Origin of the sequence: Acinetobacter haemolyticus, assembly GCF_900406815.1 — a bacterium.
Lineage (GTDB): Bacteria > Pseudomonadota > Gammaproteobacteria > Pseudomonadales > Moraxellaceae > Acinetobacter > Acinetobacter haemolyticus_A.
Genome location: NZ_OVCN01000015.1, coordinates 44,568 through 60,452, shown reverse-complemented (window position 1 = coordinate 60,452; position 15,885 = coordinate 44,568). Strand labels below are relative to the sequence as shown.

14 protein-coding genes are annotated in these 15,885 nt (G+C 39.2%); 9 read left to right on the top strand and 5 right to left on the bottom strand.

The genetic code is table 11. The annotated features are described in order from the left end of the window. Window positions 1-293 precede the first annotated feature (293 nt). The 4 genes from DK207_RS11695 to DK207_RS11680 all read left to right on the top strand — a co-directional run bounded on the left by DK207_RS11695 (window position 294) and on the right by DK207_RS11680 (window position 4,838). On the top strand, window positions 294-1,082 hold the full coding sequence (locus tag DK207_RS11695) for an enoyl-CoA hydratase (RefSeq protein WP_109441335.1): 789 nt from the start codon (window positions 294-296) through the stop codon (window positions 1,080-1,082). Window positions 1,083-1,139: 57 nt separating this feature from the next. Beyond that, entirely contained in the window at window positions 1,140-2,663 is a 1,524-nt protein-coding gene (locus DK207_RS11690; RefSeq protein ID WP_109441334.1) for a 3-hydroxyacyl-CoA dehydrogenase, read from the top strand. 14 nt (window positions 2,664-2,677) lie between these two features. Next, entirely contained in the window at window positions 2,678-3,886 is a 1,209-nt protein-coding gene (locus DK207_RS11685) for a 3-oxoadipyl-CoA thiolase (RefSeq protein WP_109441333.1), read from the top strand. Window positions 3,887-3,995: 109 nt separating this feature from the next. After that, a complete protein-coding gene (locus DK207_RS11680; RefSeq protein ID WP_109441332.1) occupies window positions 3,996-4,838 on the top strand; it encodes an IclR family transcriptional regulator in 843 nt (280 codons plus the stop codon). A 152-nt stretch (window positions 4,839-4,990) separates the two neighbouring features. Here DK207_RS11680 and DK207_RS11675 read toward each other — a convergent pair whose 3' ends face one another. Further along, entirely contained in the window at window positions 4,991-5,962 is a 972-nt protein-coding gene (locus tag DK207_RS11675) for an NAD(P)H-dependent flavin oxidoreductase (protein ID WP_109441331.1), read from the bottom strand. Window positions 5,963-6,252: 290 nt separating this feature from the next. On the opposite strand from DK207_RS11675, the gene DK207_RS11670 reads away from it, so the two are divergent. Beyond that, complete coding sequence (locus DK207_RS11670) at window positions 6,253-7,050, top strand: enoyl-CoA hydratase (RefSeq protein WP_109441330.1); 798 nt, start codon at window positions 6,253-6,255, stop codon at window positions 7,048-7,050. Between the two features lie 91 nt (window positions 7,051-7,141). Here the strand turns inward: DK207_RS11670 and DK207_RS11665 are convergent, their stop codons facing one another. After that, window positions 7,142-7,990 carry an IclR family transcriptional regulator gene (locus DK207_RS11665; protein WP_109441329.1) on the bottom strand — a complete coding sequence of 283 codons (849 nt, stop codon included), beginning with the start codon at window positions 7,988-7,990 and terminating at the stop codon, window positions 7,142-7,144. 193 nt (window positions 7,991-8,183) lie between these two features. Beyond that, a complete protein-coding gene (locus tag DK207_RS11660; protein ID WP_109441328.1) occupies window positions 8,184-9,401 on the bottom strand; it encodes a CaiB/BaiF CoA transferase family protein in 1,218 nt (405 codons plus the stop codon). A gap of 557 nt (window positions 9,402-9,958) precedes the next feature. Here DK207_RS11660 and DK207_RS11655 point away from each other — a divergent pair. After that, window positions 9,959-11,149 (top strand): acyl-CoA dehydrogenase, encoded by a 1,191-nt coding sequence (locus DK207_RS11655; RefSeq protein ID WP_109441327.1) that lies wholly within the window; start codon window positions 9,959-9,961, stop codon window positions 11,147-11,149. 73 nt (window positions 11,150-11,222) lie between these two features. Here DK207_RS11655 and DK207_RS11650 read toward each other — a convergent pair whose 3' ends face one another. Continuing rightward, window positions 11,223-11,915 (bottom strand): type 1 glutamine amidotransferase domain-containing protein, encoded by a 693-nt coding sequence (locus tag DK207_RS11650; RefSeq protein WP_109441326.1) that lies wholly within the window; start codon window positions 11,913-11,915, stop codon window positions 11,223-11,225. Between the two features lie 88 nt (window positions 11,916-12,003). Between DK207_RS11650 and DK207_RS11645 the strand changes: the two genes are divergently transcribed. The 3 genes from DK207_RS11645 (at window position 12,004) to DK207_RS11635 (ending at window position 14,510) form a co-directional block, all read left to right on the top strand. Continuing rightward, window positions 12,004-12,417, top strand: coding sequence for a MerR family transcriptional regulator (locus tag DK207_RS11645; RefSeq protein ID WP_109441325.1), 414 nt, complete (start codon window positions 12,004-12,006; stop codon window positions 12,415-12,417). A 93-nt stretch (window positions 12,418-12,510) separates the two neighbouring features. Then, window positions 12,511-13,308, top strand: a complete 798-nt coding sequence (locus DK207_RS11640) for a type 1 glutamine amidotransferase domain-containing protein (protein ID WP_109441324.1) — start codon at window positions 12,511-12,513, stop codon at window positions 13,306-13,308. Window positions 13,309-13,475: 167 nt separating this feature from the next. Further along, complete coding sequence (locus DK207_RS11635; RefSeq protein WP_109441323.1) at window positions 13,476-14,510, top strand: acetoacetate decarboxylase; 1,035 nt, start codon at window positions 13,476-13,478, stop codon at window positions 14,508-14,510. A 297-nt stretch (window positions 14,511-14,807) separates the two neighbouring features. On the opposite strand, the gene DK207_RS11630 is transcribed toward DK207_RS11635, so the two are convergent. Then, window positions 14,808-15,875, bottom strand: coding sequence for a saccharopine dehydrogenase family protein (locus tag DK207_RS11630; protein ID WP_109441322.1), 1,068 nt, complete (start codon window positions 15,873-15,875; stop codon window positions 14,808-14,810). Window positions 15,876-15,885: the final 10 nt, after the last annotated feature.

Sequence of the window (15,885 nt, the reverse complement as noted above, 5' to 3'; positions counted from 1 at the left end):
TTCATTTTCCTCGTACTCACCCATCAGTGCTTACACCTTCAGATGCTACGTTTTCAGTCTTGTTTAGTGTTGTTGTGTTTCATAGTACGAGAATAAAAACCAAAATTTCAAGCTTTTTTGATAATAAATTTCGTTTAACGAAATTTATTATTGTTGCACTATTATTTTTCAATAACTTACGAACTAAAGAAAATTTTGTTTATAGGATTTCAATAAAAAATACTTGAAATAAGTTCCAAAATAAGCATTATTAAAGAAATATAGTTTTGTTATGCGAAATAAAGGATATAAAAATGAATACTAAAACAGGGAACAATTTCATTGAAATTGATTACGCTATCCCTAAAGTTGCTGTGGTTCAGATTAATCGGCCTGAGGCTAAAAATGCTCTAAATAGTGAGCTTCGTAAGGAGTTGGCACAGATTTTCATTGAATTAAGTTTCAATGATGAGATCAATGCTGTGGTACTCACTGGTGGAGATGAGGTATTTGCTGCGGGAGCAGATTTAAAGGAAATGTCTACAGCAACTTCGACAGAAATGCTATTGCGGCATACGGAGCGTTATTGGAATGCCATTGCACAGTGCCCTAAACCTGTCATCGCAGCGGTCAACGGATATGCCTTGGGTGGCGGTTGTGAGCTGGCGATGCATGCTGACATTATTATCGCAGGTAAAGGTGCAATCTTCGGTCAACCAGAAATCAAAGTTGGCTTAATGCCTGGTGCTGGTGGAACACAGCGATTATTCCGCGCTGTGGGTAAATTTCATGCCATGCGGATGATTATGACAGGCGCAATGGTTCCTGCCGAAGAAGCCTACACCATTGGGCTGGTTTCCCAAGTGACCGAAGATGATCAGACTATTCCAACAGCGATTAAAATGGCACAGAGTCTCGCGAAGATGCCACCAATTGCTTTGCGACAAATCAAAGAAGTTGCCTTGATGAGTGAAGATGTACCACTTAATGCTGGATTGGCTTTAGAACGAAAGTCTTTCCAACTACTCTTTTCAACCGAGGATAAAAACGAAGGTATTCAGTCTTTTATTGAAAAAAGGAAACCGAATTACCAAGGTAAGTGATTTAAAGCAATAACAACGAAACAATGAAATAGAGTGAAAATCTTTAGGACGATAAACATGCGCTACGATATTCAGACCATCGGTATCATTGGTGTTGGAACCATGGGAAGCGGCATTGCCCAGATTGCTGCCCAATCAGGCCACACCACCTATTTATACGATGCAAAAGAAGGTGCGGCTCAACAAGCCAAGGAAAAACTGGCTCAAACATTTGAAAAACTCGTCGAAAAAAACAAAATTTCGGCAGAACAAGCGCAAGCTGCGAATAATCATTTAGTCATTGCCCAGCAACTTGAAGATCTCAAAGCCTGTGACTTAATTGTTGAAGCAATTATCGAGCGTCTAGACATCAAACAAAGTTTAATGCAGCAACTCGAAAGTATTATCTCTGACAATACAATTCTAGCTTCGAATACATCCTCTCTTTCGATCACTGCAATTGCTGCAAACTGTAGTAAGCCAGAGCGTGTCGTTGGTTATCACTTCTTTAACCCAGTTCCTCTCATGAAAGTGGTTGAGGTGATTCAGGGCTTAAAAACTGATCCAAACATTGTTGATGTACTTAATCAACTCTCTCGTAAAATGGGCCATCGTCCTGTGGTCGCCAAGGATACACCTGGCTTTATTATTAACCATGCTGGACGAGGTTATGGTACAGAAGCCCTTAAAATATTGAATGAAAACGTTTGTCACTTTAGTGAAATTGACCGAATTTTACGTGAAGGCGTGGGTTTCAGAATGGGACCATTTGAGCTCATGGATCTCACTGGTCTTGATGTTTCCCATCCAGTTATGGAGTCGATTTATCATCAATATTATGAAGAAATTCGCTATAAACCAAGTCCACTCACCAAACAGATGCTTGATGGCAAACAATTAGGACGCAAGGTGAATCATGGCTTTTATAACTATGAAACGGGTGCAAAAGTCGGAGAGCAACCTGCTCAATCTGTTGAACGTTTAAAGGAATATCCAAAAGTCTGGATTGCAGCAGATTTTCCAGAAGACCATAAACAACTTGAAGACTATTTAATTGCCCAGAATATTGCTGTGGATACAGGCGAACAACCACAGCCAGATAGCTTATGTTTACTTGCCTGCTATGGGGAAGATACGACTCATGCATCCAAACGCCTTAAGGTATCACCAGAACAAGCAGTTGCCATTGATATGCTGTATGGGATCGGTAAACACCGAACATTGATGCCATCACTGGTGACAAAAACGGCATACCGCCAAGCTGCTCATTCTATATTCAATCTGGATGGAAATATGGTGAGCGTCATTGCAGAAAGTATCGGTTTTGTAGGCCAGCGTGTTTTATCAATGGTCATCAACTTAGGCTGTGATATTGCACAACAAAATATTGCCACTGTAGACGATATTAATGCTGCTGTTCGACTTGGTTTGGGTTATCCATTCGGACCAATTGAATGGGGTGACCATGTAGGAGGCCAAAAAGTCCTACTTACACTAAACCGCATGGCGACACTGACGCACGATTCCCGCTACCGTCCTAGCCCATGGCTGCAGCGTCGCGTTGCTTTAAATCTACCGCTTACTTTCACCGCAAAGGATTAAAAAGGAATTTATCAATGTTAAATGCTTATATTTATGATGGTCTTCGTAGTCCAATAGGTCGCCATGCAGGTGAGCTCGCATCGGTACGTCCAGATGATTTGGCCGCTGATGTTATCCGTAAATTATTAGAAAAAACCGGTGTACCTGGGGCAGATATTGAAGATGTAATTTTAGGGGATACTAATCAAGCTGGTGAAGATAGCCGTAATATAGCCCGTATGGCCATACTTTTAGCGGGATTACCGGTGACGGTACCCGGGCAAACGGTTAATCGTTTATGTGCCAGTGGTTTGGGTGCAGTAATTGATTCTGCCCGTGCTATTACTTGTGGTGAAGGTGATTTATATATTGCGGGTGGTGTAGAAAGTATGACACGTGCACCTTTTGTGATGGGTAAAGCAGAAAGTGCTTATAGTCGAGATGCCAAAATTTATGACACCACGATTGGGACACGTTTTCCGAATAAAAAAATTATTGAGCAGTATGGTGGTCACTCTATGCCTGAAACAGGTGATAATGTGGCTGTTGAATTTGGTATTACACGTGAACAGGCAGATTTGTTCGCCGCTCAATCTCAAGCCAAATATCAAAAAGCGAAAGAAGAAGGCTTCTTCGCAGGTGAAATTACACCAATTGAAGTTTCTCAGGGTAAAAAATTACCACCAAAGCTTGTTTTAGAAGATGAGCACCCTCGCCCTAGCTCTACCTTTGAAGCACTTTCCAAATTAAAAACTCTATTTGAAGGTGGTGTCGTGACCGCAGGTAATGCTTCTGGTATTAATGATGGTGCAGCCGCATTACTTATTGGCTCAAAAGAAGCAGGTCAAAAATATGGTTTAAAATCTATGGCAAGAATATTGTCAGGTGCAGCCGCAGGAATTGAACCACGCATCATGGGCGCAGGTCCAATTGAAGCGATTAAAAAAGCCGTAGCGCGTGCAGGTTTGACCCTCGATGACATAGATATTATTGAAATTAATGAAGCGTTTGCTTCACAAGTGCTCTCTTGTCTCAAAGGTCTAAATATTGATTTCAATGACCCACGTGTTAACCCGAATGGTGGTGCGATCGCTATTGGTCATCCGCTAGGCGCATCTGGTGCCCGCCTTGCCCTCACCACGGCACGTGAACTGATACGCCGTAACAAAAAATATGCTGTGGTCAGCTTGTGTATTGGCGTAGGTCAAGGACTTGCCATGGTGATTGAAAATACATCATCATAAGCGTCACATTCAGTATCCATTCATCATATGTATATCATTGATGAATGGATTTATTTTGCATAGCGAAATATAATGGCAAAACTATTGCCTTATTATATTCGAGGATTGAATGTCGCAAAATTTAGAAAATGAGAAAACAATCAATTTTGATGAGATCCGTCTTGATCCTATTTCCCATATTCACCGAGAAAATAACCCACAATTCATTGCTTCACTTGCTCGCGGTTTAGAGCTTTTGCGCTGTTTTTCTGCCAATAATCAAGTATTAGGTAATCAAGAATTAGCAAAAATGACGGGATTACCTAAACCGACGATTGCCCGTATTACAAATACCTTAGTGTCTTTAGGTTATCTAAAACAATTGCCAAATTCGACTAAATATATGCTTGATATTGGTGTTCTAGCTTTAGGTTATTCGGCTTTATCAAATATATCTATCCGAAATATTGCTCATCCATATATGGAAGAGATGAGTGAATATGCTCAGGCTCCAGTCGCTATGGCTACTCGTGACCGGCTAAATATGGTTTATATTGATGTGGTACAAATAGAAACCACTTTAAATATGCGCCGTCCAGTCGGCTCTACCTTGCCGCTTTATAGTAGTTCGATGGGGAGAGCTTGTCTTGCTGCTACGCCTGAACGTGAGCGCGAATTTTTACTGGATGCCTTGAAAAAGAAACATCCTGAAAATTGGGCAGTTATCAAACGTTCATTAGAACGAGCTTTTAGAGATTATCAGGATTATGGCTATTGCCTTTCTTTAGGTGAATGGCAAAAAGAAGTAAACTCTGTAGCAGTACCTTTAGTCAGTTCTAAACATGGTCTTTATGTTTTCAACTGTGGCGCACCAAGCTTTCATTTGAATCCAGAAAAGCTCGAAGGTGAGATTGGACCGCGTTTAATTCATATGGTCAATAATATCCATGACGCTTTGAATGAAACTCACTGAGATTAATCACTTGATCCATTTAATTTAATGGTCTGGTATTGAAGTTTTAGTTTCATTTTGATTCACAGAGTGAATGAAATATATAGAAAACCAGCATAATAGACTTATGCTGGTTTTTTTATTAAATAGTGAGCTTGTTCTAAAAATTCAATTTATAAAAAACCCATTAAACGTTGACGAATAATATTTTCAGCGTCTTTTACAATACGACTCACTAGCTCATCACATGTTGGGATATCATGAACAAGGCTTGCGACGAGACCACAAGACCACGCACCTGCTTCAACCTCACCGTCTATCATAACCCTAGGATAAACGCCTGCCACTTCTTCAATAATATCTTCAAACTTAATCTTATCACCCAAAGCCTTTTCTTTCGCGACAATCTTTTCTACTGCGCTATTATTTAAAACGCGTTCGGTATTGCGTAAAGCACGCATAATTAAGCGAGTATCACGCTCAGTCGCATTTAAAATCGCTTGTTTAACATTTTCATGCACAGGTGCCTCTTGAGTCGCGATAAAACGTGTCCCCATATTAATTCCATCTGCACCCATTGCGAGTGCAGCCGCAAGAGAGCGTCCATCCGCCATCCCACCTGAAGCAACAAAAGGAATTTCTAAAGCGTCAGCAGCCAATGGTAACAAAATCATATTTGGGACATCATCTTCACCTGGATGTCCCCCACATTCAAAACCATCCACGGATACAGCATCACATCCTATTTGCTGGGCTTTTAAACTATGCCGCACAGAAGTACATTTATGGATGACTTTGATACCCGCAGCTTTTAAATATGGCATAACTTCAACAGGGTTACTCCCTGCTGTTTCCACAATTTTCACTCCACCTTTAATAATGGCATCCACAAATCCAGGATAATCCGGCGTGTTGACAGTGGGCAAAAAGGTGAGATTGACCCCAAATGGTTTATCCGTCATTTCACGGCAACGTGCGATTTCTTTTGCTAGATTTTCTGGGGTACGTTGAGTCAGGCCCGTAATAATACCTAGGCCACCTGCATTAGACACCGCTGCGGCAAGTTCTGCAAAACCGACATAGTGCATACCACCTTGGATAATAGGGTGTTCGATTTCAAATAATTCAGTAATTTTCGTCTTCATTGTTTTCCCACTTGCTGTATGACGTGCTTAGATTCTTTATTTCCGTAAATATCTGGCATTTTGATCGTGCTATGAATAATCATTGTTGCATAAGCAATCACATGAGTCATTCACACCAATTTATTTCATAATACAAAATTTAATACCATTAAAATACATTAAATTCATTGTTGGCGAAATATTTTTTCTATACTATCAAATGAGTAAAAAAACTATTTTATAGATGAAAATCTTCAATTAACTGTTTTTAAAAAGTTTAAATTTTATGATGTGATTAAAAGGAAGGAATGATGCAACGGGATGATAATGCCAAAACTCAATTGACCACGGGTAAAATTGATACAGACTTGGATGGAAAAATCATGACGCTTACCATGAATACCGTCGGTAAGAAAAATGCAATCAGCTACGATATGTATTCAGCCATGAGCCATGCATTGGATCAGGCCGCTGTAAATGATGAAGTTCATGTCGTTATCTTAACAGGTGCAAATCAAGTCTTTACCAGTGGAAATGATGTGAATGCTTTTAGCAACCGTAAAAATTTTGGTTCGGAACCGCCTGCTTCTATTCGTTTCTTGAAAAGCTTAGCTACTTTCCCAAAACCGATCATTGCCAAAGTCGAAGGCGTTGCTATAGGTATAGGCAGTACCATGTTGCTACATTGCGATCTGGTTTATGCAAGTGACAAAACTATTTTTCAGTTTCCTTTTGTCAATTTAGGATTAGTGCCCGAAGCAGGTTCCAGTTATATCCTACCAAGATTACTCGGTTTTGCGCGCGCTTCGGAACTCATTTTGTTGGGTGAAAAGTTTTCAGCTGAGCAAGCTCAAAATTACGGTATTGTAAATAAAGTCTGTACAGAACAAGAGCTTGAACCGCTTGTTAGAAATACTGCTATGACGCTAGCAAATAAGCCAAATAACGCATTGCAACTGAGCAAAAAGCTATTACGCGACATGCCAATTGATGACCTATTAAAACGTATCGATGATGAATCTTCTATTTTTTCAGCGTGTATCCAAGGAGATGAATTTAAAGAGGCATTAATGGCTTTTCAGCAAAAAAGAAAACCTGTCTTTCAATAAAATTTGAAAAATTAGGTAAATAGCATTTAAAAACCATAAAACCGATACAAAAACTTGACGGGTTTTATGGTTTAAGTGCCAAAGAAATCAATTAGCTGATTTCAGTACGGATATTATTCACCATATGTAAAAGACGTGGAGCAATGTCCTCTTCTAGTTTTTCACGATTCATAATAAAACTTGGGCCACCACAGTTAAATACTAATAAACCGTGCTGTTCGTGGATCAGAGGTACTGCCACAGAGTTGACATCTTTATGCCACTCACCAATCGAAAAACAATAACCAAAATCTTGGTAGTCTTTAAATGCTTTGTCTAAATCCCGATTAATTTTCATCCACTCGTCTTTGTGTTTACTACGAATTGCATTTAATAAAAACTCTCTTTCATCTTCAGGCATGGCAGCCAAACATGCACGGCCCATCGAACTTAAATGAATCGGTAAATAAGTCCCTACTTGACGTCGCATTGTCATATTTCCCTTACCTTGCACGACATCGAGATAGATCATATTCAGTCGATCACGTGTCGCCATAGCTACAGCCGCACCGGCATAATCTGCCAGATTTTTCATGTATTGATTGGCAATAGAGCGAATAGCGACATTGGAAAGCATGGAATAACCAAAAGCAAGTACACCTACTGAAAGCTGAAACTTGTTTGAATTTGGAACGTGTTTGATATAACCCAGACGTGACAATGTATGTGTTAAACGAGTAATCGTAGGCTTAGGTAAACCTGTCATTTGTGCAAGTTCTTGATTCCCCAAATGCTGATGCTTTGGCGTAAAACAACGTAAGAGTTCTAAGCCGCGAGCCAGCGCAGTAATAAACTGTCGGTCATTTTCGTCTTGCATATCTTCGATAGGATGTAACAGTTCATGTCGTAAAGGGACTAATAGTTTTTCTGTTTGTTCAATCTCTAATGCATCATTGTTCATTACATTCCCAACCTAAACTTTAGTTTCGCACTGCGAAAATTATAATCTATTTTTACTCTAATAAATAGCATATACCGCAATAAGCCACGGATTCACTATTCATGCTCATAACATACAACCTGATATATGAGTAACTAATATTATCTTTTCCTTATTTTTAGAATAAATAACCCCTGTCTTTTACAGGATTTTCTTAAGCAATTACTCCTTTTTGTTTAAGTTCTTGCAATTTTTCTGGTGAAACAATTCGCCCTAAAATCGTTTCGGTATGTTCTCCTAATAAAGGAGGTGCTGTTTTGTACTCGACGGGGGTTCGTGACAGTTTAATAGGAGAGCCAATCACCGTTAGTTTTTTGCGTTGAGGATGTTGCATTTCTATCAGCATCTTTCTGGCACTCACCTGAGGCTCTTTAAATGCCTGTTCTAAATCATTAATTACCCCCACTGGAACTTTGACAGCATATATAGCTTTTACCCATTCATCCGCTGTTTTTGTTAAGAAATGATTGGATAAAATTTCAACTATTTCATTACGATGTTTGACTCGATTTGCATTTTGAACGAAACGAGGATCCGATGCTAAATCGGGCAATTCGATACTCTTACAAAGTTGAACAAATTGAGCGTCATTTCCACATGCAATAATAAATTCCCGGTCGGATGCTTTAAATACTTGATATGGAACGATATTAGCATGGGCATTCCCATAACGTATCGGAACCACTCCCGAAGAAAGATAATTCATTCCTTGATTTGCCATAGTTGCTATTTGCACATCAAACAAAGCCATATCAATATATTGCCCTAAACCTGACGTATGGCGATTAAGTAAAGCAGCCTGAATTGCGATCGTGGAATAAAGTCCTGTTGCCAAATCAGAAAAAGCCACGCCTACTTTTTGCGGACCACCACTCGGCAAGTCATCTCGCTCACCCGTGACAGACATCAAACCGCCCATTCCCTGGATAATAAAATCATAACCCGGTTCTTCAGCTCTCGGTCCATTTTGACCAAAGCCGGTAATAGAACAATAAACTAGTCCCGGATTAATAGTTGATAAGGACTCATAATCTAGGCCGAATCTCTTTAATGAACCCGTCTTATAATTTTCGATCAAAACATCTGTCTCCTGAATCAAGGCTTTGATCAACTCTTGCCCATCTGGACTAGCAATATCGATTGCAACAGATAATTTATTACGGTTGGCAGACTGATAATATGCGGCTTCACGCGTATCATTACCCGTATCATCCTGCATCCATGGTGGCCCCCAAAAGCGTGTATCATCCCCTACTTTGGGTCTCTCAATTTTGATTACTTCTGCACCCAAATCTGCCAGAATTTGTCCACACCAAGGTCCAGCTAACACTCGACTTAAGTCCAGTACCCGTATTCCATTTAAAGCACCCATACTTATTCCATTTCATTCTTTAGAGTTTCTATTGATATCTATCTTAGTAAAAGTTTTGCATGGCGGTATTACATTTTTTAATATATACATAACATTTTAAAAATCAATTTAATTTACACATGAAATGGTGGTTTGAGTATCGCCTTTAACTATTCCATCTAAAGTAAAATTTTCCAGTTGAATATAATTTTTTTTGCATAAAAATAAATAAAATTAGACAGATATATATGGATTATCTTTTATGTATAAATAAACTGGAATATAAAATATTGATGGATTGATCTTGTTGTTTTTATGAACTATAGTATCGCTATACGAAATAAAGATTCACTAAAGAACATCACATGGGTATCGCCGATCGTAGGTGGTGATGCGCGAAATGATCTAAACATCTGGTTTAAATCGTTCTTGTGGGGGCCTTGATTGCTCTACTTACCCAAATTATCTAGAGTTATGTCTACTCTTGATTTGAATTTTTTAGGTAAACCTAGTTCCCCAGGGGGCTAGGTTTAAAAAAAATTAGGAATTTTTATAGAATAAACATGAAGGAATAAATAATGAGTCGCGTAGAGTTTAACTGGAATGATCCTTTTTTAATTGAGCAACAACTCACTGAAGATGAACGCATGATCCGAGATACTGCTCATGTATTTTGCCAGAACAAACTGATGCCACGAGTGCTTGATCAATTCCGAAATGAAACAACTGATCCTCGTATTTTTAGGGAAATGGGCGAATTAGGCCTACTTGGTCCAACCATTCCAGAACAATACGGTGGCTCAGGTTTAAATTATGTCAGTTATGGTCTTATTGCCCGTGAAATTGAACGCGTTGACTCAGGCTATCGTTCTATGGCAAGTGTACAAAGCTCACTGGTCATGGTACCGATTAATGAATTTGGAACAGAAGAACAGAAGCAGAAATATCTTCCTAAACTTGCGACAGGTGAATGGATTGGTTGCTTCGGCTTAACTGAACCCGATCATGGTTCAGACCCAGGTAACATGATAACTCGGGCAAAAAAAGTAGAAGGTGGTTACCGTTTAAATGGCGCCAAAATGTGGATTACTAATAGCCCTATTGCTGATGTATTTGTGGTGTGGGCAAAAGAAGTTTCGGTTGAAGGCAATGTTGGGGCGATTCGCGGTTTTATTTTAGAGAAAGGCTGGCAAGGACTTTCTGCTCCAGCTATTCACGGTAAAGTTGGCTTACGCGCTTCCATTACCGGCGAAATTGTTATGGATAATGTTTTTGTACCAGAAGAAAATGCCTTTCCAGAAGTACGAGGTTTAAAAGGGCCTTTTACCTGTTTAAACAGTGCTCGTTATGGTATTGCATGGGGTGCAATGGGTGCAGCAGAGTTTTGTTGGCACACTGCCCGTCAATATACGCTTGACCGGAAACAGTTTGGCAAACCGCTTGCCGCCAATCAGCTTATCCAGAAGAAACTTGCTGATATGCAAACTGAAATTGCTTTAGGTTTACAGGTTGCGCTCCGTTTTGGTCGTATGAAAGATGAAGGAGTTGCATCTGTTGAAGCAACCTCACTGATTAAACGCAATAACTGCGGTAAAGCGCTCGATATTGCTCGTCTGGCTCGAGATATGCTGGGTGGTAACGGGATTAGCGATGAGTTTGGTGTGGCCCGTCATCTCGTTAACCTTGAAGTCGTCAATACTTATGAAGGTACACACGATGTGCATGCGCTGATTTTAGGTCGTGCTCAGACAGGAATTGCAGCTTTCTAACATTAATATCAATCACAGCACAGTCTTGAATCGAGATAAATTGAAGACAGGTGCTGTGATTTTCAAACTTAAGTTACTTTTTTTCCAATGCTTTAATAATTGCCTCAGCAGTAACACGTGCCGAAAACGGATTCTGACCAGTAATCAAGTTTCCATCTTTAACAACATTTGGGGCAAAAGGAATGAACTTTTTATCGTAAGATGCACCATGCTCTTTGGCTAGTTGTTCTGCGTTATATGGCACTTTTTTTGCCACTCCTGCTAATACTTCTTCACACCATGCAAAACCAGTCAGCTTTTTACCTTTAATCAAATACTCGCCATTCGAAAGCCGAACATTTAATAATCCGCAATAACCGTGGCAAACACTCGAGACGATTCCACGATTTTCATAAATATTTTTAGTAATTTCTTGGAGTTCTGGATTATCTAAAAAATCCCACATAACCCCATGTCCGCCTGTGTAATAAATCGCATCGTAATCTTGCCAATGGATGTCAGAGGGTTTCTTTGTATTCTCAAGTAATCTCATAAAGTCTGGATCATTTTTACGTTTTAATACTGATTGATCAGCCATAAAACGTCCCAATGACTTAGGTTCAATTGGTGAATTTCCACCAAGCGGACTTACAATATCTTGGATATAGTTATATTTTTCGAACTCATCATAAGCATGGGTAAGTTCTCCTAACCATAGCCCTGTCGGGTAATCTAAGCCTTCATAACTACCCACATTGGTGACAATGTGTAATATTCGTTTAGTCATAGCAACCTCTATTTTCAATTTTATTGATCTTGCTTTTGATACACTATAAGTCTAAAGTTGGCTTTAATGTCAAGTGGAATTAAGTGAAATGAATATAAGCGAATTATCAAAACTAAGTGGTCTAAGCACACCTACGATTCGTTATTATGAGCAAATTAAGCTGCTTCCAAAGGCAAAACGTAAAGCAAATGGCTATAGAGAATATAGCGAGAACGACCTCAAACAGCTTTATTTAATTCAACAAGCTCAGCAAGTTGGCTTTTCTTTAGCAGAAATAAAATCATTTTTGCCATCTAATGTGACAACATGGGATCATGATATTTTGATTGGTTTATTGGAAAGCAAGATTAAAGACATTGAGGAGTTAGAGCAAAAGTTAGCGATGAGTAAAAATAATCTACGTAGCATGATAAATGCGATTAATAACAAACCTGATGAAATTACCTGTGAAGAAAATGCGCAACGTTTACTTAATCTTTACTATGCTAATGATCAAGTATAAGCCCTCCATTTGTCGTTAAATCATAAAAACTATTGACCTTAAACTGAACTTTAAACATAGCATTGGAGACAGGTAATCTATGAGGAACCTGTCATGTTTAAATCTTGGACTCTGCAAAATTGGTTCATTGGCTTTTTTGTATTAATTCTAGCAAGTACTTTTGCCTATGCATCTGAACCGACTAAACATTCGGCTTCGAATGGAAAAATTTTAGTGGTGATGACCAATCACTCTGCTTATCCTGATCGTAAAGATACTACGGGCTTGTGGCTGACAGAACTTACCCACTTCTACGATGCTGCACTTGCTGCAGGCTATGAAATGGATTTCGTAAGTCCTCAAGGTGGTGCTGTTCCACTTGATGAGCGCAGTTTAAAAGCAATCTATCTAGATAAATCAGCAAAAGTACATTTAGCTAATCCTGAATTTATGCAACGACTCAAAACAACGTTGGCACCAAATGCAGTTGTACCATCTCAATATAAAGCAGTGTATTACACGGGTGGTCACGGCACGATGTGGGATTTTCCAAATAACCAAGAATTGAAAAAGATCAGTGAAACAATTTATCAGCAAGGAGGTGTGGTTTCTGCGGTATGTCATGGTGTTGGCGGATTATTACCATTGCAGGATCAAAACGGTAAATCACTGATTGCGGGGAGAACAGTAACGGGTTTTGCAAATATTGAAGAGACCTTATCAGGCATGAAATCTCAAGTCCCTTTTCTACTTCAGAACCAATTGATCGAACGGGGGGCTAAATATAAACGTTCTTTTGTTCCATTCACCTCTTATGTGATTACTGATAATCGAATCATTACAGGGCAAAACCCTCAATCGAGCAAAGAAATTGCAGAGGCTGTAATACAACGCTTAAAAACCCTGTATTAATCTATCTTGCACTCAACTTTTGAAACCAGATTTATATAATCTGGTTTTATTCCATTTTTTATAAAAAATAAAGACAAAAATAATTCCATCATTAACGATAAAAAGCTTGACCTTAAACCTTACTTTAATCTTAGCATTTGATTAAGGTTAATAGGAGGAACACCCTAATGTTCAATCAAGTTAAATTTCGTCGCTCAGCTTCTGCTGCCTCAATTAGTCTATTTTTGAGTTTATCTGCTCATGCTACGACACCCCATACCACCACTAGCAATGTTGAGAATAATGATCGACAAACGACCATAGTTGAATTTGGACCCTATAAAGTCCATGTCCCTAAAGGTGGTTATTATGATCGTTTCCGCATGAATCCAGACTTGGATGAGGTTGCTAAAGACCCTGCTGCTGGAAATATCGATTATTTCCGTACTATCCCTAAAAAAATGGTAGAGACTCGTGTTGGCAAAGTTTGGTCGCCAAACTTTTACTATCGTACCAGCAATGTACAACTGTTGATGCTTGCTCCAGTATCCAAGTTAAAAGCAAAACTCCCTGCTCCACTTGAGCCATTACAACCCTTTCCTGGCTATGGCTTAGTTTCCCTTACGTTCTTTTCCTATGCTGTAGGCGATGTTGATCCTTACGATGAAGTATCCGTTGCAGTGGTGGTTCGCCAACCTGGCGCACATAAGTTCCATACCACAGAGTTGCTAAGTTCAATGCGTAACCATAAATATTACGGTCATGTTTTGGCATTGCCAGTAGATACAGAAATTGCTCGTGTACGTGGTGTATATGGTTATCAACTGCCTAAATGGTTGACAGCAATTGATATGACGATTGGTAATAAAAATGTAGAAGCTCAAATTTTTAATACTGACGGCAAACCAGATGTAAGTTTAACTGCACCGTTACCAAAGATTAAGCATGTAAAACCGCAATCTCATATCGAAACTAAAACGATGTTTAATCTAGTTGATGGCCAATGGCACAGTACTTCCGTGGAATCTAATACACTTGCCTTTGGGCAACAGCTATTTCCTAGAAATGTAAAGCTTGTTCGAAATGGCGGTCCTATCACTAAACTACTTGATGAACTCGGTGCTGGTAAAGTATTGCGTTTAGATGTAGTCAAAGATGCTCAGTTGGCTTTGAATATGCCAATTCCATTGAAGTCTTTAGGTAATGAAAGTAATAAAAAGTAAGCTATATTTAAATCAAAGTACTTCCCAATGAAGTACTTTTTTTGTTTGTATCTGACATAGATACTAATTTTTGAGCTTTCACCTAATAAATAATTTTCATGATTATTAAAATATTTTTAGTATTTTAGTCATCACGAGATAAGATAAATTTACATGGCTATATTTAATATCAACTTGCATCATTTAAAAAACTAAAGTAATAAAAAAACCAATTCGAAATAAAATATTTGGAATTGGTTTAAATTCATTAGGATCACAAACATTTAAAAAAGATGATAGATCCTATCCCTAGTACATCTAAGAAATTACAATATCACTTGAGCCTTCGATCTGAGTCACAAGGCTGTAGCCCATTAACTTCGCTGGTGTATATGTTGCACCCTTAACATCATGCTCAAGTAAATAACGAACGACTGTTAAAGCGCCGTTTACGGTTAAGCTATAAGCATTTTGAGTTTGTATTCGTGCGGTTTTAATTTCACCTTTTGCATTTTTTGCTTCGCCCCACACATAGGTCGGCAATTTAGCGCGTAACTCTTCATCAGGCCCCACTACAGATTTCTCAATGATTGATTTCATCAAGTTTTGAACTGATTTAAGTTTGAATATAGGACGTATGCAATTCAACATTTTTGCACCCCAAATCATGGTCGTTGGCGCTGGTACAAAAACCTCGATATTAGGAATACCTGTGGTATAAAAAGCTGTTGAAATATCCCCCCACGGCACACTCATTGCGCTCTTCTTTCCATCACCAAAATCTATTTGACGTACGTGATGTGCTAAAGCAACGGTAGTGATTTTGCCATCTTTTCTTATTTTCCCGCCATCTGCCATGCCTTCTGTACTGGTCTTTGCTGTGCCGGGAGACAGTCCGGTTTTTGAGTCAAAACCAAGTGCCAAATGTGTCGCATCAGGTAAAGCTTCTTTGAGTGCAGCCGCAACACAATCTGTTGGAATCACATCAAAACCAACACCAGGACATAGCACAACATTTGCTTGTTGGGCTTCTGTATTTAGAGATTGTGCCAGTTCAAATACAGCAATTTCCCCTGTAATATCCAAATAGTGTGAACCCGCTCTAATACAAGCTTTCATCATCGGTTTTGAGGTGGCGGAAAAAGGGCCAGCACAATGCATGACCAGCTTCATTCCAGTTAAGTGTTCACTCACTGCCGTCACATCATCTAAGCCAAAAGCTTTGTATTCAAGCCCTAATTCTTGAGCAAGTTGTTGTACTTTGGTTTGTGTACGCCCTGCCAAAACTGGTTTGAGACCCAAACGAACAGCTTCACGGGCGATTAACTCACCCGTATAGCCATTTGCACCATAAATCATCCAATTGGAATCATTTGTATTTGTCATCAAATCTGCC